The sequence below is a fragment of the Citrobacter sp. CK206 genome, assembly GCF_030333125.1.
Taxonomy (GTDB): domain Bacteria; phylum Pseudomonadota; class Gammaproteobacteria; order Enterobacterales; family Enterobacteriaceae; genus Citrobacter_B; species Citrobacter_B koseri.
This window is the reverse complement of sequence record NZ_JAOWGM010000020.1, coordinates 271420-292614: the sequence shown is the minus strand read 5'-3', so window position 1 is coordinate 292614 and position 21195 is coordinate 271420. Positions and strand designations below refer to the sequence as shown.

General features: G+C 55.8%; 18 protein-coding genes and 1 pseudogene. 6 read left to right on the top strand and 13 right to left on the bottom strand.

All coding sequences use genetic code 11. From position 1 onward, the window contains the following. Positions 1 to 123: 123 nt before the first annotated feature. The 7 genes from trpS to mdtM form a co-directional block, all read right to left on the bottom strand. Entirely contained in the window at positions 124 to 1131 is a 1008-nt protein-coding gene (gene trpS / locus OGX81_RS02140) for a tryptophan--tRNA ligase (protein WP_104867816.1), read from the bottom strand. 253 nt (positions 1132 to 1384) lie between these two features. After that, the gene (locus OGX81_RS02135; RefSeq protein ID WP_104867815.1) at positions 1385 to 2575 is read right to left on the bottom strand and encodes an MFS transporter; all 1191 of its coding nucleotides are present in this window, start codon (positions 2573 to 2575) and stop codon (positions 1385 to 1387) included. A 116-nt stretch (positions 2576 to 2691) separates the two neighbouring features. Beyond that, positions 2692 to 2943, bottom strand: a complete 252-nt coding sequence (locus tag OGX81_RS02130; RefSeq protein ID WP_047459160.1) for a putative Se/S carrier protein — start codon at positions 2941 to 2943, stop codon at positions 2692 to 2694. Further along, entirely contained in the window at positions 2940 to 3707 is a 768-nt protein-coding gene (gene yjiL / locus OGX81_RS02125) for a putative 2-hydroxyacyl-CoA dehydratase activator YjiL (RefSeq protein ID WP_104867814.1), read from the bottom strand. Before yjiL ends, OGX81_RS02130 begins: the two co-directional genes overlap by 4 nt. 9 nt (positions 3708 to 3716) lie before the next feature. Beyond that, positions 3717 to 4868: a double-cubane-cluster-containing anaerobic reductase gene (locus OGX81_RS02120; RefSeq protein WP_104867813.1), complete on the bottom strand. Its 1152-nt coding sequence runs from the start codon at positions 4866 to 4868 to the stop codon at positions 3717 to 3719. Positions 4869 to 4950: 82 nt separating this feature from the next. Continuing rightward, a complete protein-coding gene (locus tag OGX81_RS02115) occupies positions 4951 to 6231 on the bottom strand; it encodes a DUF445 domain-containing protein (protein ID WP_104869088.1) in 1281 nt (426 codons plus the stop codon). Positions 6232 to 6328: 97 nt separating this feature from the next. Beyond that, the gene (gene mdtM, locus OGX81_RS02110; RefSeq protein ID WP_049009412.1) at positions 6329 to 7570 is read right to left on the bottom strand and encodes a multidrug efflux MFS transporter MdtM; all 1242 of its coding nucleotides are present in this window, start codon (positions 7568 to 7570) and stop codon (positions 6329 to 6331) included. A 166-nt stretch (positions 7571 to 7736) separates the two neighbouring features. Here mdtM and OGX81_RS02105 point away from each other — a divergent pair. Then, positions 7737 to 7814 (top strand): annotated as a pseudogene (locus OGX81_RS02105) (Rpn family recombination-promoting nuclease/putative transposase); the annotation flags it as partial. A 37-nt stretch (positions 7815 to 7851) separates the two neighbouring features. Here the strand turns inward: OGX81_RS02105 and OGX81_RS02100 are convergent. Further along, on the bottom strand, positions 7852 to 9264 hold the full coding sequence (locus tag OGX81_RS02100) for an aminotransferase-like domain-containing protein (RefSeq protein ID WP_047459146.1): 1413 nt from the start codon (positions 9262 to 9264) through the stop codon (positions 7852 to 7854). A 177-nt stretch (positions 9265 to 9441) separates the two neighbouring features. Between OGX81_RS02100 and OGX81_RS02095 the strand changes: the two genes are divergently transcribed. From OGX81_RS02095 to OGX81_RS02080, 4 genes are all read left to right on the top strand, one after another. Continuing rightward, positions 9442 to 9606 (top strand): DUF1127 domain-containing protein, encoded by a 165-nt coding sequence (locus tag OGX81_RS02095; protein WP_065422769.1) that lies wholly within the window; start codon positions 9442 to 9444, stop codon positions 9604 to 9606. A 149-nt stretch (positions 9607 to 9755) separates the two neighbouring features. Next, entirely contained in the window at positions 9756 to 10214 is a 459-nt protein-coding gene (locus tag OGX81_RS02090; protein ID WP_012134229.1) for a MarR family winged helix-turn-helix transcriptional regulator, read from the top strand. A gap of 12 nt (positions 10215 to 10226) precedes the next feature. After that, positions 10227 to 11294 (top strand): HlyD family secretion protein, encoded by a 1068-nt coding sequence (locus tag OGX81_RS02085; protein ID WP_104867811.1) that lies wholly within the window; start codon positions 10227 to 10229, stop codon positions 11292 to 11294. Then, a complete protein-coding gene (locus OGX81_RS02080; RefSeq protein WP_012134227.1) occupies positions 11284 to 12348 on the top strand; it encodes a DUF2955 domain-containing protein in 1065 nt (354 codons plus the stop codon). Before OGX81_RS02085 ends, OGX81_RS02080 begins: the two co-directional genes overlap by 11 nt. Positions 12349 to 12457: 109 nt before the next feature. Here the strand turns inward: OGX81_RS02080 and yjiA are convergent, their stop codons facing one another. From yjiA to btsT, 3 genes are all read right to left on the bottom strand, one after another. Continuing rightward, on the bottom strand, positions 12458 to 13414 hold the full coding sequence (gene yjiA, locus OGX81_RS02075) for a GTPase (RefSeq protein ID WP_024130743.1): 957 nt from the start codon (positions 13412 to 13414) through the stop codon (positions 12458 to 12460). A gap of 11 nt (positions 13415 to 13425) precedes the next feature. Further along, complete coding sequence (locus OGX81_RS02070) at positions 13426 to 13629, bottom strand: YbdD/YjiX family protein (protein WP_024130742.1); 204 nt, start codon at positions 13627 to 13629, stop codon at positions 13426 to 13428. A 131-nt stretch (positions 13630 to 13760) separates the two neighbouring features. Then, positions 13761 to 15911 carry a pyruvate/proton symporter BtsT gene (gene btsT, locus OGX81_RS02065; protein WP_104867810.1) on the bottom strand — a complete coding sequence of 717 codons (2151 nt, stop codon included), beginning with the start codon at positions 15909 to 15911 and terminating at the stop codon, positions 13761 to 13763. 366 nt (positions 15912 to 16277) lie between these two features. Here btsT and tsr point away from each other — a divergent pair, with 366 nt between their 5' ends. Next, positions 16278 to 17942 carry a methyl-accepting chemotaxis protein gene (gene tsr / locus OGX81_RS02060; protein WP_012134223.1) on the top strand — a complete coding sequence of 555 codons (1665 nt, stop codon included), beginning with the start codon at positions 16278 to 16280 and terminating at the stop codon, positions 17940 to 17942. 235 nt (positions 17943 to 18177) lie between these two features. On the opposite strand, the gene OGX81_RS02055 is transcribed toward tsr, so the two are convergent. After that, on the bottom strand, positions 18178 to 18693 hold the full coding sequence (locus tag OGX81_RS02055; protein WP_104867809.1) for a GNAT family N-acetyltransferase: 516 nt from the start codon (positions 18691 to 18693) through the stop codon (positions 18178 to 18180). Positions 18694 to 18759: 66 nt separating this feature from the next. After that, on the bottom strand, positions 18760 to 21051 hold the full coding sequence (opgB, locus tag OGX81_RS02050) for a phosphatidylglycerol--membrane-oligosaccharide glycerophosphotransferase (RefSeq protein WP_104867808.1): 2292 nt from the start codon (positions 21049 to 21051) through the stop codon (positions 18760 to 18762). Between the last annotated feature and the right edge of the window lie 144 nt (positions 21052 to 21195).

Genomic DNA, 21195 nt, shown 5'->3' with positions numbered 1-21195 from the left:
CAGGCATTGCGTAAAAGATCGCCGCATCGTTCTTATCGTGTGCGCGGTGTAAAGCTTTTTGTTCACTCTGCAAAATGTGGAGGAGTAACACGATCGGCAACCCTGCCGCCGGGTTGACAAGCGTTAAAATAGTACGGGCAATCCCAGCCCGCGTTTCACTTCCCGTAGCGTTGTCTGTGTGACCTCATGCGCCCGTTCACTGCCTTGTTGCAGTATCTGCATCAGCATGCCTTTATCCTGAATATAGGTTGCCCGCCGCTCGCGCATTGGGGCAATCAACTCCTGCAAACAGGCTTCCAGTTCGTTTTTACAGGTGCGATCGCCAAGCCCGCCCTGCTGATAATGCGCTTTCATCGCCGCGACTTTCGTTTTGTCCGGGTGAAAGGCATCCAGCCAGGTGAATACGACATTTCCTTCGATCTGACCCGGATCGCTGACGTTAAGGTGGTGAGGATCGGTGTACATGGCGCTAACCGCTTTGTGGATCGTCTCTTCACTGGCGGAGAGTTGCAGGGTATTGCCGAGAGATTTTGACATTTTAGCGCCGCCATCAATGCCGGGCAGGCGGCCGGTGTCGCTCAGAATCGCCTGACAGTGGTGTAGCAGCGGGGCAGGCAGCAGGCTGTTCATCTTGTGTACGATTTCGTTAGTCTGCTCGATCATCGGCAACTGATCGTCTCCTACGGGCACATATTCCGCTTTAAACGCGGTGATATCCGCCGCCTGGCTGATGGGGTAGACCATAAATCCGACCGGTAACGAGCGGGTAAAGCCTTTCTGCGCAATTTCATTTTTCACCGTCGGATTACGCTCTACGCGGGCGACAGTGACGACATTCATATACAGCATGGTCAGTTCCGCCAGTGCAGGTAAGGCGGATTGCAGGCAGAGCGTGGTGAGTTCAGGGTCGATTCCGGCAGCCAGATAATCCGCCAGCACTTCCGGGATGTTGTCGCGGATCTTTTGCGGGTCCGTACCGTTATCGGTCAGCCCTTGCAGGTCAGCAATCAGCACAAATTGTTGATGGGTATGCTGCAAGGCAACGCGCTGGCGCAGTGAGCCAACGTAGTGCCCGAGGTGCAGGGTGCCCGTAGGGCGATCGCCGGTCAGAATGGTGGGTTTTGTGTTCATCAAAGACTCCTTTACGTGAAAAAACCGAAAGACGTCTCTGGAACGCAATAGCCGCCTTTCGGCGGCTATTAATACGGGGATAAAACAGAACCGTGCCGCCTTTAGTCAGGCAGCCACCAGCGGTTATGGCGTTGGGGAATCGTAGTCTGTTTATTCATAAAAATGACCGTATCACGGTTAAGCGCAGGGGTAAACCTGCTATGTCAGGGTTGTTAATGGGCAACCTGTTCACTCTGCTTGCCATCAGCGCTCTTCAGCATTCTCTTTTTTGCGTAAACTGCCGCTGCTTAACAAGTTGAATCATGCTGATGACGGCGCCGAAAAATAAGGCCGCAGCGCCGCAAAGCGTTGCGCTGGCGATCGCCTCCGTACCGCTGCCTAACAGGCTGGTTAACAGTGGGCCGACGATCTGACCGATGCCGTAGGTGAGCGTGACAAGACCCAACAGATTGATATTCCCCGGCACGCTCAGTTGCCGCGCCAGCGGCATCACCAGCGAGGTTGTCCCCATGAACGTCGCGCCAAAACCAATGCTGCTGATAATAAGAAGCGGCAGTGCGTCGCTGGCGAGCGTGAGTATGACGCAGACCCCCTGAATCAGCAGATTCGCCGTCAGGCATTGTAATACGCCCCAGCGCTTTGCCGCCCACAGCCAGCCAAAACAACCGGGAACGATCGCCAGTCCCACCAGTGACCAAAGATGGGCGGTGAGTAGCGGCGAGCCCGCGTTTTTCGCCATCAGCGGCAGATAGGTGGCGACGATGATGTAGCCAAATCCGGCGAAGCCATACAGCAGCGCCAGTTGCCACCAGCGCATCAGCGGATGATGCGTCGGCGCCGGAGGGGCGGGCGGCAACGCGTGGGCGCGGGCAGGGATGAGGAACGCCAGGAGCAGCAGCAACACGGCGGAGATAACGGCAGCGCCTGACCACAGTGCATGGGAAGAAAGCGCATAGCGTAAACCGGCGATAACATATTCGTTGCCCAGCAAGATACCGGCGCCAACGCCGGAGAAAAGCGACGCAATCACAAACGGGTGACGGGTATGTTGCAGGACGATCATCGAGCCAAAAATCATCATTCCGGCGCTGGCGACCCCGGCCAGAAAACGGATCAGCATCACGATGGCAGGTTGCGTAAATATCGCCATCGCAAGGATTAATCCCCCGGTTGCTACCGCCGATGTCAACAGCATTGGCCGTAAGCGAGAGGGGAGGTGAAAGGCGCCGAAGGAGAACAACAGGCTGCCCGCCAGATACCCCGCGTAGTTGGCGCTGGCAATCCAGGAAAGCGCCGCGAAGGTAAACTGACCTTCAGACAGCAGGACTGGTAGCATAGGGGTATACAGAAAACGTCCGATCCCCATTCCCAGCGTTAGTACCATTAAGCCGAAGAGTGCCGTACTGATGGCATGACGGTTTGAATCGGCATTGCCCTGAACCATACTTGCTCTCACTTAGCGCGTTAATTTGTGTTTGTTATATTACATGTGTAAATGATAATAAAAAGTAAAAAATAGAGGGTGTGTGAGAGCCTGGCAAGGCATACGCGTTGGGAAATTCAGCAGGCGTCGATCGTTTTTACGCAGTGCCAGCCATCATCCATGCAGCGATAGATGGATTCGGTATGACCGGGGATAATCCACTGCGTTTCTTCGCCGGGGGCGCAGCGCAGGTAAATACATAACCCGCAGCCGCCGCGTAGCTGGCGCGGAATATCCGCCACCCGGAAGGTCATTCCCGCAGCCTGAAGCGCTTTGCGGGTCTGAATGACGCCCACCGTCGAATGAAATAAAAACAGATATTCCGTCATCCGCGTTTTCTCTGGCGTTGACCGATCAGCGCCGCACCAATGGCTCCGGCAAACTGCGCGTCAGGATGGGTGTAAACCGGCATCGCAACGTGGTTTTCCAGCATACGCGCGAATGCCGCACAGTGGCTGACGCCGCCGGTAAACAGCAAAGGTCCCCCGGCAGACAGTCGGCCGATAAAATTAGCGCTACGTCTGGCCATCGCGTTGATCACGCCGGAAAGAATGGCTTCTGGCGCAACGCCCGCAGAACGCAGGCTGATCACTTCAGACTCGGCAAAAACCGTGCACATGCTGGTGATGGCATGAGGCTCAACGCCGTCGGTGATCGTATCCAGTTGATCCACGCTGGCACCGAGGGTGCGCGAAATCACCTCCAGAAAACGCCCGGTTCCGGCGGCACATTTATCATTCATCAGAAAGTCGGTGAGATTACCGTCGTTATCCAGTTGAATAACCTTGCTGTCCTGGCCGCCAATGTCGATGACCGTGCGGGTTTCAGGAGCCAGAAAGCGCGCCCCCAGTCCGTGGCAGGAGATTTCCGTCACCTGTTTATCGGCAAAATCAACCAACTGGCGTCCGTAGCCGGTTAGTGTCAGAAACGGGCGCGTGTCCAGCCCTGCGCTTAGCACTTCCCACGCCTCGTGGATAGCATCGGCGGGGCGAAACGGCGTGGGGCAGAGGAAACGGCGTGTGATAACGCCCTCCGCCAGCAAAACGCCTTTTGTCGCCGTGGAGCCGGAATCAATGCCAATCGAATACGTCACGGGCTCTCCTTACAGCATTTCGATAAAGGCCGCGACGCGGGTGCTGAGTTGCCCGATATCCGAAGTGGAGTAGTCCGTTTCGATGGCGATATAAGGGATGTTGTGCTGCTGGCGTACGTGGCGCTTAATCGCCATAGACTCAACGGCATAGGTATGACAGGCCTGCAAAATCACATCCACGACGCCGTCCGCCTGATACTCCTCTACCATCTGGCTGAGCAACGTCAGCCGCTGGTCGTTGGGCGAAATGCAGGAACAGCCGATTGCGAGGTATTTGTCGGTCAGCGCGTCATAGACATCGCCCGTCTCTTCAACGCACTGTTCGGTGGCTTTTGCCCCCGTGCAGTTTTCAAATCCGACGACCCAACCGCCGTTTTCTTCAATGGCGCGTACCACTTTTTCTGCCGCGCCGCCAATCGGGCAGCCGGTGATCAGAATACGCGGACGGGCGTCCAGCCGCTTGCCGTCCTGCCACTCCTGGCGCACGCGGTCAGCCATGCCGTTGAGCTCGTCGATAAGCGCTTCTTTATCAAAACGAAACGTCGCGCCGTACACCACTTTCAGGATATCGCTGCCGCTAAGAGCAGGAGGATTAAGCTGGCCGACGCGGTAGAAATTGGCCAGCGCGCGGCGTTCGCGGTTTTTCAATACGATCGCATCGCGCAGGGCGGCTTCGCTGATGGGGCGGCCAAAACGCGTTTCCACAGCCTGTTGCAGACGCAGGATCTCTGCTTTCCATAACGCACGGGAGGCGGCGTCATTGGCGCTGTTGGGCAGTTGCATGACGTGTACGGCCTTAAATTCGGCCATGTATTCGTACATTTTCTTTTTGCCGTCGCAGGTGGTTTCGCCCACCACCAGATCGGAAAAATAAAAGTAGGGGCATTTGTCCGTTTTGCCGAAGCCGTAGCTGCTTTTGATCAGCGGACACAGGTTGCGCGGCAGATCCTTTTCGGCTTCTTCGATGGTTTCGTCCGACGTTGAACACAGGGAAACGACAACCGCACCCGCCGCCATCGGGATCTCCTGCGGCATAAACGTGCAGTAGGTGCCGACCAGCGGGATCCCCTGTTCTTTAAGATCCATAACGGTGAGAAAGCCTTTCTGACGGGCGTCGGAGAACTGGTTAAAAATGGCGGGTAGATCGGTGATAAGCGACATGGTTTTCCTTCCCCGTAACACGGGAGACAATGAAAAGACCATGCATTATAACCCTGTAAAAACCAGGTGTTTATTGATCTGCTTAAAAGTTGGGTAACGTCAGCAGGGACGGTATTTGTGACAGCAGATACAACACCAGCCCGATGGAGCCGCCGACCAGCGTGCCGTTGACGCGGATAAACTGCAAATCTTTGCCGATGTTCAGCTCTATCTGGCGTGACATATCGCGGGCATCCCAGCTTTTTACCGTGTCGCTGATGTGGCGCGTCAGAAACGCGGCGAATTCCGGTGCGACCCGGTGCGCAGCCTGTTCCAGATGGCCGTTGAGCGAAGCGCGAAGGGCATCATCCGCCACCAGCGTTTCGCCGAACCATTGCCCGGCATGGGCGATCCGCTGCTTCACGCGGGAACCCTCTACGTTAATATCTGCCTTCAGCCACTGGCGTAAATCAGCCCAGAGTTCACCAAGATAATGGTTAAACGCCTCATCTTCTTTCAGGTACGCTTTGATGCTTTCCGCCCGGGAGGCCATCTCTGGATCGTTTTTGAGTTTGTCGATCAGCTTAAAGGTGGCGCGATCGAAGGCGTGGCGGATCTGGTGCGCCTGGTCGTGGCTGATATCATCCAGCAGCGAATTCACTGCATCGGAAACCAGTTCTGCGCTGTGTTCCCCCAGCCATTCGGTCGGTAAAATTTTCGCTTTTAGCGGATGTTCCGTCTCCAGCCAGCGCACGATTTGCTGCGCGATAAATGCGCGTGAGCTGTCGCGCTGAAGCAGGGCGATCAACTGCGCGATCAGGGTGTCCAGCAGTACCTGATGACGATCGTTTTTGGTCATGCTCTCCAGCATTAACGCGCTGGTGCCAGAGAAGTCCACTTTATCGATCGCTTTGTGTACCGCCCGCTTGAGCAGGCGCTGAATACGGGCGTCGTCCGTCAGTTCGAGAAAACCGCTCATGATTTGCAGCAAATGCATCCCAACCCGCCGGGCGTTATCCGGCTGACTGAACCAGTTGCCGATCAGCAAGGCCGGTTCATGACGGCGAATGAGCGCGACCAGCGACTGGGTATCAAGAAATTTCTCCTGCACAAACTGGCCAAGATTTTCGCCGATTCGATCCTTATTACGCGGGATAATGGCGGTATGCTGCGCGATAAACGGGATCGGCACCCTACGAAACAGCGCCACGACGGCGAACCAGTCTGCCAGTGCGCCCACCATTGCCGCTTCCGCAATGGCTTTAATGCCGAGTACCCAAAAATTTGGCGGCAGGAAAAGCGTCGTGATGAACGTGGCGGCGGCAATCAGCAGCAGCGAGAGCGCCAGTCGTTTGGCGCGTTTGAGTTCAGCAATTTTATTCATAGCGTTAAGGATAGAGCCAGACGGGGGGATCGTGCAAAAGTTCATCCCGGGCTACCTGCGGTGAAGGCCTTCTGGCGTAGCGCCATCAGGCATGAGTTTATTTCTCAGTTGCCAGTTCTGTTACCTCATACTGACGCACGCGCTGTAATAGCCCTTTCAATGTGAACACCGCCGCAATTCCTGCCACCACCGCCAACAGATGAAACGGAATCTTGCCGCCGTTAAACCACAGCCCGCGTCCGACTTCGATAGCGACGGCCATGACTGTCAGGATGACGATATTCAGCGACGCTGAGACGGTGCCTTTAGGCAGAGTGTTGGAAAACAGCGTAAAGCGGAACAACGTCGAGAAAATCATCCCGATGCCAAAAGCGTACAGACTGGTGCCCAGCACTGACCACAGCCAGACATGAGGCCACAACAGATTTCCTGCGATCAGGATGGCCAGACCGACAAGCTGTATCGGCGGTGCGCGCCAGATAAAACGCGGATCGCCAGGATCTTTCACAACCCGAGCGACCATCATATTGGCGATGATTACCGCGCCAAACACCGGCACCTGCGCCCAGGCGAACTGCGCGGTAGTCATGCCGCCCGCGTCGATTAAGATTACTGGCGAGACCGCCACCCAACTCATTAGCGGGATGTAGCTCAGCGAAAGCGTTGCGGCGCCGAAGAGGAAAATCCGGTTGTGAAAGACATGGCGAAAATCGCGGAGGACGGCGGGAATGCTAAACGGCGCCGCGCCGCGTTGTACCGTCTCTGGCATCGCCAGCGCCAGGCCGCACAGGGCGATCAGCCCCATCAGTGCAATAATGCCGAACAGGGCTTTCCAGTGAACAAAGTGCATTAGCGCAGCGCCTGAGAGCGGGCCGATAACCGGCGCAACCAGAACTATTGAGGTGATGATCGCCATCAGTTTTATGGCTTTGGTCTGGCCGAAGGCTTCCTGCACGGTAACGTAACCGACCGTGGCGATAAAACAGATGCTGGTGCCCTGAATGAAACGCGCGACCAGAAACTGCGTCATCGACGTTGTAAGGAGCGTGGCGGCGCAGGCAACGGTGAAAATAAGCGCGCCCGTAATCAGCACCGGTCGGCGGCCAATCCGGTCGGAAAGCGGGCCGAGCAACCACTGCAATGCCATCCCTCCGGCCAGATAGAGACTGACGGATGCCGGAGCCAGGCTGACATCGGCATTGAAATCATGCACGACATGGATGATGCCCGGCTGAATCAAATCCGTCGACAGATAGGCGGCAAAGTCGTACAGAATCAGCGCCATCGGGAAAAATAGCGTTGTCGCGCGCCGGGAGAAGAATTGACGTATCCGTTGCATATAAATCGCACTCCATGTCGGAGAAAACCCTGAACGGGTACAGTGAAACATTTCTGCGTGGCGTATTCAGAAAAAATGTACGCCTTGCAGAAAGGTGAATTTATCGTTGATAGCGCCTCGCAGCAACGCATAATACCGAATGTCGTTGGCATCCTGACAAGGTAAGGTGACGCCGGATAGTGAGATCATGCAACATCGGCGTATTGCCTTGCTGGAGTTGATACAAAAATATATTCGCCAGCGCATCACTGGCCCGGTAAACGCCGTTCTGCCGGGCGGGCTTACTCCATCGCCACCTTCACCGCCTCTCCAAGTTTTTGCATTACCTCACGATGTTTCTCGTTCGGCGGTAACGCACAGTTGATGCGCACGCAGTTGCGATACTTCCCGGAGGCGGAAAACAGTGACCCCGGCGCGACCTGGATTTTCAGGCGGCATAGCTGTCTGGCGACGCAGACCATATCGATATGCTCCGGCAGCTCGACCCATAGCATAAAGCCGCCTTTTGGTCGGGTGACGCAGATCCCGCAGGGAAAATATTCGCGTACCCAGCAGGTATAGATCTCCATGTTGCGCTGGTAGATCTGGCGCATTCGCCGGACATGACGGTGATAGTGGCCCTCGCGAACGAAGGTGGCCGCCGCCAGCTGCGTGGCGGGAACGTTGGTGCCGATGACGGCGTATTTCATATGCAGCAGACGATCGTGGTAACGACCCGGAGCGACCCAGCCTACGCGCAGGCCCGGCGCGACGGATTTGGTAAACGAACTGCACAATAGCACCCGACCATCGATATCCCAGGAGTGGATGGTGCGGGGGCGCGGGTAATCCGTCGCCAGCTCGCCATACACGTCATCTTCAAAAATCACAATATCGTGGCGCTGCGCGAGGCTGAGCACTGCCCGTTTGCGTGCGTCCGGCATAATAAACCCGAGGGGATTATTGCAGTTTGGTACGAGGATAACCCCTTTAATCGGCCATTGATCCAGCGCCAGTTCCAGCGCTTCAATACTGATACCGGTATCTGGGTCGGTCGGGATTTCAATGACTTTTATTCCTAAGCCGCGCAGGAGCTGCATGGTGCCGTAATAGGCGGGGGATTCGACGGCGACAATATCACCCGCCTGGCAGACGGTCAGCAGCGCCAGCGACAAACCGCTCTGGCTACCGTTGGTGATAACGATATCATCAGCGCTGACGACCGAACCGCTGTCAAGCATCAGGCGGGCGATCTGTTCCCGCAGTTCGCGGTATCCGGCCAGTTCATCGTAGCCCAGCACCGCCCCCAGGTTATGTTGCGCCACGCGGCTTAGCTCGCGCCAGAGCGGTTTCAGGCTGGGTTGGTGGATATCGGGGACGCCGCTGCTGAAAGGAATGATTGATTTGTCGTTGTGCCCTTCCAGCATGTCCAGCACCTGATCCCACTGGGTGATCTCTACTGGTCGCTGTACCGGGCGTGACATCAGCGGCACCGGCGGTTGCGCCTTGCGCGGGGCGACAAAGTAGCCGGAACGCGGCTGTGGAGTGATGAGCTGCAACGTCTCCAGCGTCTGATATGCCTGCTGTACGGTACTGATGCTCACCCCATGCTCCTGACTCAGGCTACGCACCGAGGGCAATTTTTCCCCGTGGCGATATAGCCCTTGCTCAATACGCTCGGCCAGCAGATTAGCCAGATGTTGGTAACGCGTCATGCTGTATCCCTCACTCTTGCCATACAGATGGAAAAACCAGTACAGAACGGTGGTCGAAATCGCGTTCAGATACCGTTTTAGCCAATCTGTATGGCAAAGAAAAGTATTTTTTGAATCTGTATTGTGGTGGTGAAGATCCGGGAAGATAAAGCCTCTGACCAGGTGGGGAGGTGGAGTATGGAATTTCACGAGAATCGCGCAAAACAGCCGTTTATTGGTTTTGTTCAGGTCTGGCAGGCAATAAAAAGATGGCGACTGCGGGCGCAGACGCAGCGCGTATTGCAACGCATGAACGATGAACAGTTAAAGGATGTGGGGCTGCGACGGGATCAGATTGAGTGATCCACCGTAACATCACAGAGGCTGGGCTGTATTCAGTCCGGCCTTTTTTACATTCACGTAATTTATCAATTGATGCTTCCTTATCAGCTGTTTCTTGATACTTATCCTGATAAGTATTATTTTCCCATCTGCTAAGAGGGGAAAGAGAGATGACTGAAGATGAGCTGTTTGCCCGCCGTCCGATGGGGATGCGCATGGCAATGGTGGTACGCCAGTGGCGTGCAATTATTGATGCTGCCATCACCGATACCGGCCTGACGCAGTCAAGCTGGACGGTACTGATGCAACTGCATCAGTTGGGAGACAACGTCTCGGTCAGCGAACTGGCGGAGGTGCAGGGCATTGAGCTGCCACCGCTGATGCGTACCCTCACGCAACTGGAAAAACAGGGCTATCTGGTGCGTTCAACATCGCCATATGACAAACGCATCCGCCTGCTGACGCTGACAGCGCAAGGCCGTTCAAGGCTGGAAGAACTGAACCGGGTGATTGAGACCTATCAGCAACGCGTCACCCGCACTATCCCGGAAGCGGAACTTGCCGCCTTCAGCGCCACATTAAATCAAATCGCCTGCAATCTGCGGTTAATCCGCGAAGAAGATAATTAACTCTAAAAAACTATGATGACCCCAGAACAAAAATTTGCCCGTTGGGTAAGGGTGAGTATTGCCGCTTTCCTTGCAATATTCGCCTGGTTTATTGTTGCCGATATCTGGATCCCGCTGACGCCGGATTCCACCGTGATGCGTGTGGTGACGCCGGTCTCCTCGCGCGTCTCCGGCTATGTCTCTCACGTCTACGTACGCAACAATAGCCAGGTGAAAAAGGGCGACCTGTTGTATGAACTGGACCCAACGCCGTTTATCAATAAAGTTGAGGCCGCACAGATTGCCTTTGAGCAGGCGAAGCTGAGCAACCAACAGCTGGATGCGCAGATCGCCTCTGCGCGCGCCAACCTGCGCACCGCGCAATACACTGCCCGCAACGATAAGCTCACGTTTGACCGCTATCAGCGGCTGAGCGCGATGCAGAATGTTTCGCAGTCGGATCTGGATAAAGTGCGCACCACCTGGCAGACCAGCGAGCAGTCGGTGGCTGCGCTGAATGCCAGTATCCAGAACCTGCTGATCCAGCGCGGTGAACGCGACGACAGTCGCAATGTGACGCTGCAAAAATACCGCAATGCGCTGGAGGAGGCGCAACTGAACCTGGGCTGGACGAAGGTGCGGGCGGAAACCGACGGGACGGTGAGCAATCTCCAGCTCAACCCTGGACTTTACGCCACCGCCGCTACGCCTTTGATGGCGCTGGTCAGTAACCAGACCGATATTGTGGCCGATTTTCGTGAGAAAAGCCTGCGTCACACCCGCGTAAATACCGATGCCGCAGTGGTGTTTGACGCCATGCCGGGCAAAGTGTTTCCTGCGCATGTGACCAGCAGCGACGCCGGGATTCTGGCCGGGCAGGAAGCGGTTAACGGACAGCTGTCGCAGCCGGAACAGTCGACGCGCTGGGTGCGCGATGCCCAGCGTATGCGCATTCACGTTGCGTTGGATACCCCGCTGGAGAACCCCCTGCCGACCGGCGCTCGCGCTACGGTGCAGTTGTATAACAGCGAGGGGATGTTTGCCCGCACCTTTGCAGGGGCGCAGATCCACCTGGTAAGCTGGCTTCACTATGTCTATTAACACCCTGGCCCACGTCTTTACGCCGCACGGGAATATTGTCTACACCGCCAATGATTTTCGCCAGACCGTGCGTATTTCCGTTGCCGGGACGATAGCACTGAGTATCTCGACCTTCTACAACGTGCAGTACGGCGTGTTTTTTGTGGTTTATCCGCTGATGCTGTTGTCGCTGGTGCCGGTGTTTAACCGCCATGTGGCTCGTCAGTTTGTATTCAGCGCGGCGGTGAACTGCGTTGAAATGGTGTTGATTGTCGGCTATCTCTCGCAGTGGCCGGTAATTATGACGCTGGTGGTGTTTGGCCTGTACGTGATGCGCTTTCGTTTTATGAGCAAGGGGCCGCTGTTTCTGCTCGGTTCGATGGGCGTGGTGTGCCAGAGCACGATGCTCAACTTTATGAGTTACCCTGGCACCAACTGGCATACGCTGATGTTCTCCAATATGGAGGCCTGCGTGATGGCGGTAGCCCTGAGCGCGCTGCTGCACTATCTGATCCCGGATGTCGAACCGCGTCAGCCGCCGCCGCGTATTGAGAAAGATGATGCCCGTATTCGCCATGAGTCGCTGCTTTCCGGCACCGTGGCGACGATGATCTTTGTGATTTTCCAGATCTGCGATTTGAGCGATTCGTTGTCGGCGCTGATGGCGGGAATTTTGATTTTGTTTCCGATGCACTATCGTGGCGCGGTGATCAGCTCTATCTGGCGCGTCGTCGGCGTGGTGCTGGCCTGTCTCTATATTCTGCTGGTGCAACTGCTTATTTATGACTTCAGCAACCATATGCTGCTGATGATGCCGCTAATCGGTCTCGGGCTAGGCTTCAGCGCTCGTCTGCATGTGATGGAAAAGGTCGGCGCGGGCGTCGGCTTTGCCAGTATCACCACCATCGGCATTATGTTCGGCCAGAACCTGCACCCGGACAGCGATCTGGTGTTCAGCGATCTGTACCGCATCACTTCAGTCACCGTCGCGCTGGTAGCGACGCTGACGATGGTGTTTCTGGTCCACCGCATCCTCAACTGCTTTGCAGCGACACGGTTTGTGATTACTGAGTGAGTGGGGGGAGGGGGAGTGAGTGCCGGATGGCGGCTGCGCCTTATCCGGCCTACGTAGTTGATTTCCAGGCCCGGTAAGCGCAGCGCCACCGGGCAATCCAGAATGAGGGTTACTTCTTCAGCCCCGCAAACGCGGCTCTGATCTCATCTTCCGGCAGTTGAATGCCGATAAACACCAGCGTGCTGTGCGGCTGTTCGTCGCCCCACGGGCGGTCCCAGTCGGCGCTGTACAGGCGCTGGACGCCCTGGAACAGCAGGCGGTTCGGTTCGCCTTCAATCCATAGCATTCCTTTGTAGCGCAATAGTTTCTCGGCGGACTCCAGCAGCAGGTTTTCCATGACGCGGGAAACGTCGCTGATGTCTACCGGATAATCCAGCTCCACCACAATTGATGAGATATCGTTTTGTTTGTCGGCGATAAAGTGGAAGCGCGGTGTGGCGCTGACCACGTTCTCCTCCAGCATAAAGCCGTTGGTGTCGAACAACAAGGAGAGGTCGATATCGCCGTGCGTGACGGTGTAAACCGGGGCGCGGGCGTTGATGCGCGCTAAGCGTTCACGCAGTTTTTCGCTAACTCCCGCCACGTCGGTTTTGGTCAGCAGGATGCGGTCGGCATAACCGACCTGCGACTGGGCGATGGTGAACTGGTTCATCTGCTCGTCGGCGTGTACCGCATCGACCAGCGAAATCACGCCGTCCAGCAGGTAGCGCTGGCAAATCACGTCATGGGAGAAAAAGGTCTGAATAATCGGGCCGGGGTCGGCCATGCCGGTACACTCAATCACCAGACGGTCGAAATGGATATTGCCCTGGTCGAGGTTGTCGAGCAGGTCTAACAGCGCGTCTTCCAGTTCACTGGAGCGGGTGCAGCAAATGCAGCCGTTGGTCAGGGTTTTGATCTGGGTGGCGCGGTCGCCAATCAGCTGATCGTCAACGGAAACTTCGCCGAATTCGTTTTCGATAACGGCAATCTTGTAGCCGTGCTTTTCGTTAAGAATGTGGCGCAGCAGGGTGGTTTTACCCGCGCCGAGAAAACCGGTGAGTAGGGTAACTGCAATCGGGGTCATCAGTGCCTCCATTAACAGCAGCGCATGCCGCCTTTTCCGTCGCCGCCGTAACGTGCCTGCTGGCGCTCGCGGAAGAATTCTTCATAGCTCATGTACGGCTTGTCTGGATGGTTGGTTTGCATATGCTCGACATAGTTGTCGTAGTCTGGAATGCCAATCAACATCTTCGCCGCCTGGCCGAGATATTTTTTTGCCTGACCTAAGTTACCAAACATTTTCTCATCCAGATATGAATAAAGCCCAGCGAACCGGGCGTTGGTTTTGCCGGATGGCGGCTTGCGCCTTATCCGGCCTACGTTAACTGCATTTTGTAGGCCGGGTAAGCGTAGCGCCACCCGGCATCCGATTAATGGTGTGAAGAGGTCTTCACGCCGCCTTCCGGCACCGGTACATACGGCGTCTCTTTATCGGTACGACCGTTGATGGTGCGGGCTTTCTGCCAGGTACGGAACCCATAGAAGATGATGCTGTACACCACCACCAGGAACAGAATACTCAGGCCTGCGTTGGTGTAGTTGTTCACGACGATGTGGTTCATATTGGCAATTTGCTGTGCGGTCAGGTCGCTGCCGTTGGCAATCTTCTCTTTGTACTGGTTAGCCATGTAGAAGAAGCCTTCCATCTGCGGGTTGGTGCTGAACAGTTTCAGACCCAGCGCCCAGGTGGTGCAGATCAGCAGCCATACTGCCGGGATAACGGTAACCCAGATGTATTTGGTGCGCTGCATTTTAACCAGTACCACGGTGCCCAGAACCAGCGCCACGGCGGCCAGCATCTGGTTGGAGATACCGAACAGCGGCCACAGGCTCTTAACGCCGCCCAGCGGATCAACCACGCCCTGATACAGCAGGTAGCCCCACAGACCGACGCAACCCGCAGTACCGATGACGCCAGCAACCAGAGAGTCGGTTTTCTTCAGGAACGGGACGAAGTTACCCAGCAGATCCTGCAACATAAAGCGGCCGGAGCGGGTGCCTGCATCCAGCGCGGTCAGGATGAACAGCGCTTCGAACAGAATACCGAAGTGATACCAGAAGCCCATATCAGCCATCGGCAACACTTTGTGGAATACGTGAGCGATACCGACCGCCAGCGTCGGTGCGCCACCTGCGCGGTTCAGTACCGACGGCTCGCCGATGTCTTTCGCGGTTTGCAGGATCTGCTCAGGCGAAATCACAAAGCCCCAGGAGCTGACGGTTGCCGCCGCGTGTGCGGTGACGTCTTTCAGCTGCGCCATAATCAGCGGCGCGTTCTCGCCACCCATTTCGTGCAGGTTCGGCATGGTGATACCGAGGCCCGCCGGTGGGGTGTTCATCGCGAAGTAAAGACCCGGTTCGATGATAGACGCCGCAACCAGCGCCATGATCGCCACGAAAGACTCCATCAGCATTGCGCCATAGCCGATGAAACGCGCGTCGGTTTCACAAGCCAGCAGTTTCGGCGTCGTACCGGAAGAGATCAGCGCGTGGAAGCCAGATACCGCGCCACAGGCGATGGTGATGAACAGGAACGGGAACAGCGCGCCTTTCCACAGCGGGCCTGTACCGTCGATGTACTGGGTCATCGCTGGCATTTTCAGCTCTGGGTTGAGGATCAGAATCCCCAGCGCCAGACCGACAATAACGCCGATTTTCAGGAAGGTTGCCAGATAGTCGCGCGGGGCGAGGATCAGCCATACCGGCAGCAGTGCGGAAATAAACGCGTAACCGATCAGCGCGAAGGTAATGGTGGTGTCTTTAAAGGTCAGCGCCGGGCCCCAATACGGGTCGTGCGCAATTACGCCGCCGAAGTAAATAGAGGCAACCAGCAGCACGATACCAATAACGGAGACTTCACCCACACGTCCCGGACGCAGGAAGCGCATGTAGATCCCCATAAACAGCGCGATAGGTACGGTTGAGCAAACGGTGAAGACGCCCCACGGGCTTTCGGCCAGCGCTTTTACCACGATCAGCGCCAGTACCGCGAGGATGATGATCATGATTAAGAAGCAGCCGAACAGGGCGATGGTGCCCGGCACCGGGCCCATCTCTTCTTTGATCATCTCACCGAGAGACGCGCCGTTACGGCGGGAAGAGATAAACAGCACCATGAAGTCCTGTACCGCACCGGCCAGCACTACGCCCGCCAGCAGCCACAGCGTACCCGGCAGGTAGCCCATTTGCGCGGCTAGAACCGGGCCGACCAGCGGACCGGCGCCAGCGATAGCGGCAAAGTGGTGACCAAACAGTACGTAACGGTTTGTCGGGACGTAGTTCAGGCCGTCGTTATTAATGACCGCAGGCGTAGCACGCGTTGGGTCGAGTTTCATCACCTTCTGGGCGATGTACAGGCTGTAGTAGCGATAAGCCACCAGATAAACAGAGACGGAAGCGACCACGATCCACAGGGCGCTGACGTGCTCACCTCTGCGTAAGGCGACGACCGAGAGGCAGAATGCACCGATGATTCCAAGAATCACCCAGGGTATGTGCTTGAATATCTTTTTCGTATCCATAGTAAAACCTGGTTTTTAAGATTAATAATTGGCCGAAGCCGTTGGGTTTGAGTCTGTGTTTGAGGAGGTAAATTGACTGCTATGCTGAGGTGATCCTGCCAGAGATACGCGCGCGTAAAGTAAGGTAAATAAGTGAGTGGTTATATGTGGGCTTAAGCGGTCAGGAGTGTCAGTGAGTGGTTTTTCCGACGGAGGGATGCGGTCATTTATGTGATTGAGATCACTAATTAAAATCCAGCATTTCTTTTTCGTCGATCGTGAACGGAGAATCATTCGTGCTGATATCGTCCCAACCAGTACGAATTCGGTAAAGTTTTCCCTTTCCAGGCCGAAAATTCTGGTATCTGTCTAGCGGAAAGAGAAAACATGTTAAAACGAATCAAGATTGTGACCAGCTTGCTGCTGGTCCTGGCAATATTTGGCCTTTTACAACTCACCTCAGGCGGTTTGTTCTTTAACTCATTGAAGAATGACAAAGAGAACTTCACCGTTCTGCAAACCATTCGTCAGCAACAGTCCACGCTGAACGCCAGCTGGGTTGCGCTGCTGCAAACGCGAAACACCCTGAACCGGGCGGGTATCCGTTACATGATGGATCAGAACAATATTGGCAGCGGCGCGACCGTTACCGATCTGATGCAAATTGCGACGACCTCTCTGAAACTGGCGGAAAAACACTGGGCTGAGTACGAGGCGTTGCCTCGCGATCCGCGCCAGAGTGAAACGGCGGCAGTGGAGATCAAGCGTAACTACGATATCTACCACAATGCGCTGGCGGAGCTGATCCAGCTGTTGGGCGCAGGTAAGATCAACGACTTCTTCGATCAGCCCACTCAGGGTTATCAGGACGGTTTTGAGAAGCAGTATGTTAACTACATGCAGCAGAACGATCGTCTGTATGACATTGCGGTAGAAGATAATAACCGTTCATACAGCCAGGCGATGTGGGTACTGGCGAGCGTGTTAATCGTTGTGCTGCTGGTGATCGTCGCCGTCTGGTTCGGCATTAAGCTCTCTCTGATCGCGCCGATGAACCGTCTGATCGAAAGTATTCGTCATATTGCGAACGGCGATCTGGTGAAACGCATTGATGTGGAAGGCTCTAACGAAATGGGACAACTGGCGCAGAGCCTGCGTCATATGCAGGGCGAGCTGGTTCGTACCGTCGGTGATGTGCGTAACGGCGCGAATGCGATTTACAGCGGCGCCAGCGAAATCGCGATGGGCAACAACGATCTCTCTTCCCGTACTGAACAGCAGGCCGCCTCTCTGGAAGAGACCGCCGCCAGCATGGAAGAGCTGACCGCCACGGTGAAACAGAACGCCGAGAACGCGCGCCAGGCCAGCCATCTGGCATTGAGCGCGTCTGAAACCGCGCAGAAAGGCGGTAAAGTGGTGGATAATGTCGTGCAAACGATGCGTGATATTGCTTCCAGTTCGCAGAAAATTGCCGACATCATCAGTGTGATCGACGGTATTGCTTTCCAGACCAACATCCTGGCGCTGAACGCGGCGGTAGAAGCGGCGCGTGCGGGTGAACAGGGTCGTGGTTTTGCCGTGGTAGCGGGTGAAGTTCGCAACCTGGCGCAACGCAGTGCGCAGGCGGCGCGTGAGATCAAGAGCCTGATAGAAGACTCCGTCAGCCGTGTGGATGTGGGCTCAACGCTGGTCGAAAGCGCCGGTGAAACGATGGATGAAATCGTGAACGCGGTGACGCGTGTGACCGATATCATGGGGGAGATCGCCTCGGCATCTGATGAGCAAAGCCGTGGTATCGACCAGGTTGGCCTGGCGGTAGCGGAGATGGATCGCGTTACCCAGCAGAACGCCTCGCTGGTGGAAGAGTCTGCTGCCGCCGCTGCCGCGCTGGAAGAGCAGGCCAGCCGCTTGACGCAGGCCGTTGCCGTATTCCGCATTCAGCAGGAACAGCAGCGTGCGCGTGATGCCGCAGCGGTGAAACCGGCTTCTGCGTCTGTACTGCCGCGTAAAGCAGCCGTCGCGGATAGCGGCGATAACTGGGAAACCTTCTAAGCCGTCATGCCGGATGGCGCTGGCGCTTATCCGGCCTACGGGCAGGGAGTTGCTGTGATGCCGGATGGCGCTGGCGCTTATCCGGCCTACGGGCAGGGAGCTGCTGTGATGCCGGATGGCGCTAACGCTTATCCGGCCTACGGGTAGGGAGCTGCTGTGATGCCGGATGAATCCGGCATACGGTATGGATGCGGTGCTTGTAGGCCCGATAAGGCGACAGCCGCCATCGGGCGCTTCAGACCAGCCTCAGGCGCATGGCGCAGCGTGATTCATACGCCAGACCGTGCGCCGTTTCTTCCTCTCGCTTTTGACGTAACCCTGGCGACAGGTTCTCATCATCCAGCACCACAAATCCCATTCGCGCATAGAGCGGCGCATTCCACGCCACGTCCCGAAAGGTGGTAAGCGTCAGCGCATCAAAACCGCTGCTGCGCGCCTGCTCCGCGACGTACGCAAGCAGTTGACGGCCAATGCCTTTTCCCTGCCATTCACACAGCAGAGACACCTCGGCGATAAACAGCGATGAATCCAGCGCTTCGGCCAGTAAAAAACCGACAGGACGCTCATCGGCCAGCGCCAGCCAGCTCAATCCTTTTGCGGTGTGTTCCCGGTGTTGTTCAACTGAAATAACAGGGCCGTCGGCTATCCATGCCAGCGCAGGCACGTCCCGAAAGCGTTGACCCGCAGAGCGTTCAATGGCGGGCATGACGGTGATATCAGCCAGCGTGGTAGGGCGAAAAGTCATCTTCATGCGCGGGAGTATAGCGTGGATTGCTCAGACCCGATAAACGTTGTGTTATCGGGCCTGTACTAAGGATTAGCCTTCGGCATTCACCACTTTAATCTCAACCATCCCGATACCGAGCTTACGCGGGGAGTGGCCGAGAATATTGCCTTCATTGGTCGATACCGGGTCGGGCGGCACAATCACCAGCGTACTGGCATTTGACGGGTTATCAAAATGCAGCGTTGTTGTGGTGACTTCGTTCTCTAACACCAGCGTCTGTTCTTCCTTGCCTACGCGAACAGGAATAGGGCGATTAGCATTCGCGCCAAAGGCTTTGGCGGTGATCACCAGATCGAATTTCTTCGGTAACGGCGTGTTGTATTCAATCTTCACTTCATCACCCAGTTGCGCATTAGACCAGCGCCCCCACGATTCCGGTCGTGAAATCCCGCTGAACTGCTTCACCTCTTCCGGCGCGCCAGCCACGTTAAAGATAAAACTGTCGGCTTTATAACGAATGTCGTTATCGACGATCTTCAACGTATCAACGTTGCCTTTGTAACGTTCCATATCGATAACCGTATCTTTAAACGCCGTTTTGCCTTTCCACTGTGCTTTATCGACGTGCTGGACGCTTTGTTGCCCGCCCAGTTGCCCTTGTGAAACGCACCAGTCGGTGGAGAGCGCCAGCTCCGGCGCCCACAACTGCGCCATTTTGTAGCAGCGATCGACCCAGACGAAGTTATCGCGTGGGGCAAAATTAGCCAGCTGGAAACGCAGCGGGGCGGAGTATTCACTTTCCGGCAGCGGTTCGACGCGCTTATCCGACACTCGCAACAGCAGCGGCAGGCGGAAGTGGCTCCCTGAGAAAGCGATCATGTCTTTATCCCGATCGACGGTAAAATCCTTCATCTCTTTCGGGAAGTTCCACAGGCGAATAATGTCCGGCTTCATCGCCAGGATCTTCTCTTTGCTGTTCAGGAAGACTTCCGACAGCGACTGGCCGGAGAGGCTGCTGCGCCCCAGGCCGATAAAGTTATCCCCGCCCAGAATATCCAGCACGGTCGCGCCGTTATCCATCGTGTTGCGTTTCACCGCCAGCGTATCCTGCTGAGGCTGGTCGCCGCGCAGCACGAAAAACAGGTTGTTGCGATCCTGTTTGTTCAGGTACTTCCACGCGGTGTTGTTCATCGCCAGATGGTCGGAGGAAACCACGATGACGGTATTTTTAAACCACGGCGACGCTTTGATTTTATTGATAAATTCGGCAATGTTCTCCTGGCTGCAACTGACGGCGCTAAAGGACTGGTTCGGCTTACCGTCGAAGTCGTAACGCTTGCGGTTACAGGTGCGTGAGATAAACCCGTCCGGGTGGTGAGTATCCACCGTCAGCGTAAACAGCGAGAAACGCTGGCCGGAGCGAGAGAGTTCTTCAAACTTTTTCCATGCCTCGTCGAGCACCGTATCGTCGTAAAAGCCCCAGTCGTTACGATAGTTCGGGTCTGCCACCACGGTTTTTAACTCTTCCGCACCATACAGGTGGTCGAAGCCGTGGGATTTGAGGAACACGTCTTTTCCGGCGAAACGCAGATTTGCGCCCTGCACAAAATAGTTCTGATAGCCGGAGTTTTTCAGGATATCGCCCAGGCAGATATTCTGCGGGAAGAAGCTGGATACGGAAGCCGACGCGTTGCCTTCAAACGGCGCAAACAGCGGGATGCCGCACTGCGAGGCGACCATTCCGGCGATGGTGTAATCTGTGCCCGGCAATTGCATGGTGTGGCTGAAATCCAGCCCTTCGTTTTTCAGCGCGCCGAGTTCCGGCGTGAGATCCGGGAAGGCATCGTTATCAAAATAAGTGCGCTCCAGGCTTTCACCGTAGATATAGACCAGGTTGAGCTGCGGATTCGGGATCGTTTTCGACGGTTCTTTGTAATAAGCCGGGAAGTCCGGGTCGCCATCGCGCGACTGGGATTTGACCAGTTCGGAGATCTGGCGAAATGCCGGGCTGGCATCCACCGATCCCAGCGCCAGTAAGAGCGCCAACAGGCTGTAGCCAAAATGGTGAGGATGGTGGCGACGCCTGCGCAGAACCCAGCCTAACGCGCCAAATACGGCGGCCAGTGCAAGTACGATGCCGGCGCCGGGCAGAATATATTTGCTGACGCCGGCACCCGTCAGGCTGTTGGTCAGCGTGTAGAGAACCGCATCGTTAATGCCGTCACCGGTAAAGTAATCACTGGCATAGAGCGTAATATTTAAGACAACAAAAAGCCCAAGTACCGCTAAAATGGCGGCAAACCACCAGGTGTTGCGACCCGCTTTCCACGCATAAATCAGCACGGACGCGAGAAACAGGGCGATGGAAAGTAACTCAGACAACTGATGATCCTCAATAAACCCGCATTCGGCAGGCGGCGTAATCTCTTTTCAGGACATACAATGTAATGGCGATGTCATATTGCTGCAATTATGGTGACATTAAAATGTGCAGTGATTAAGAATTGGTTTAGAACCTGGCTTTTT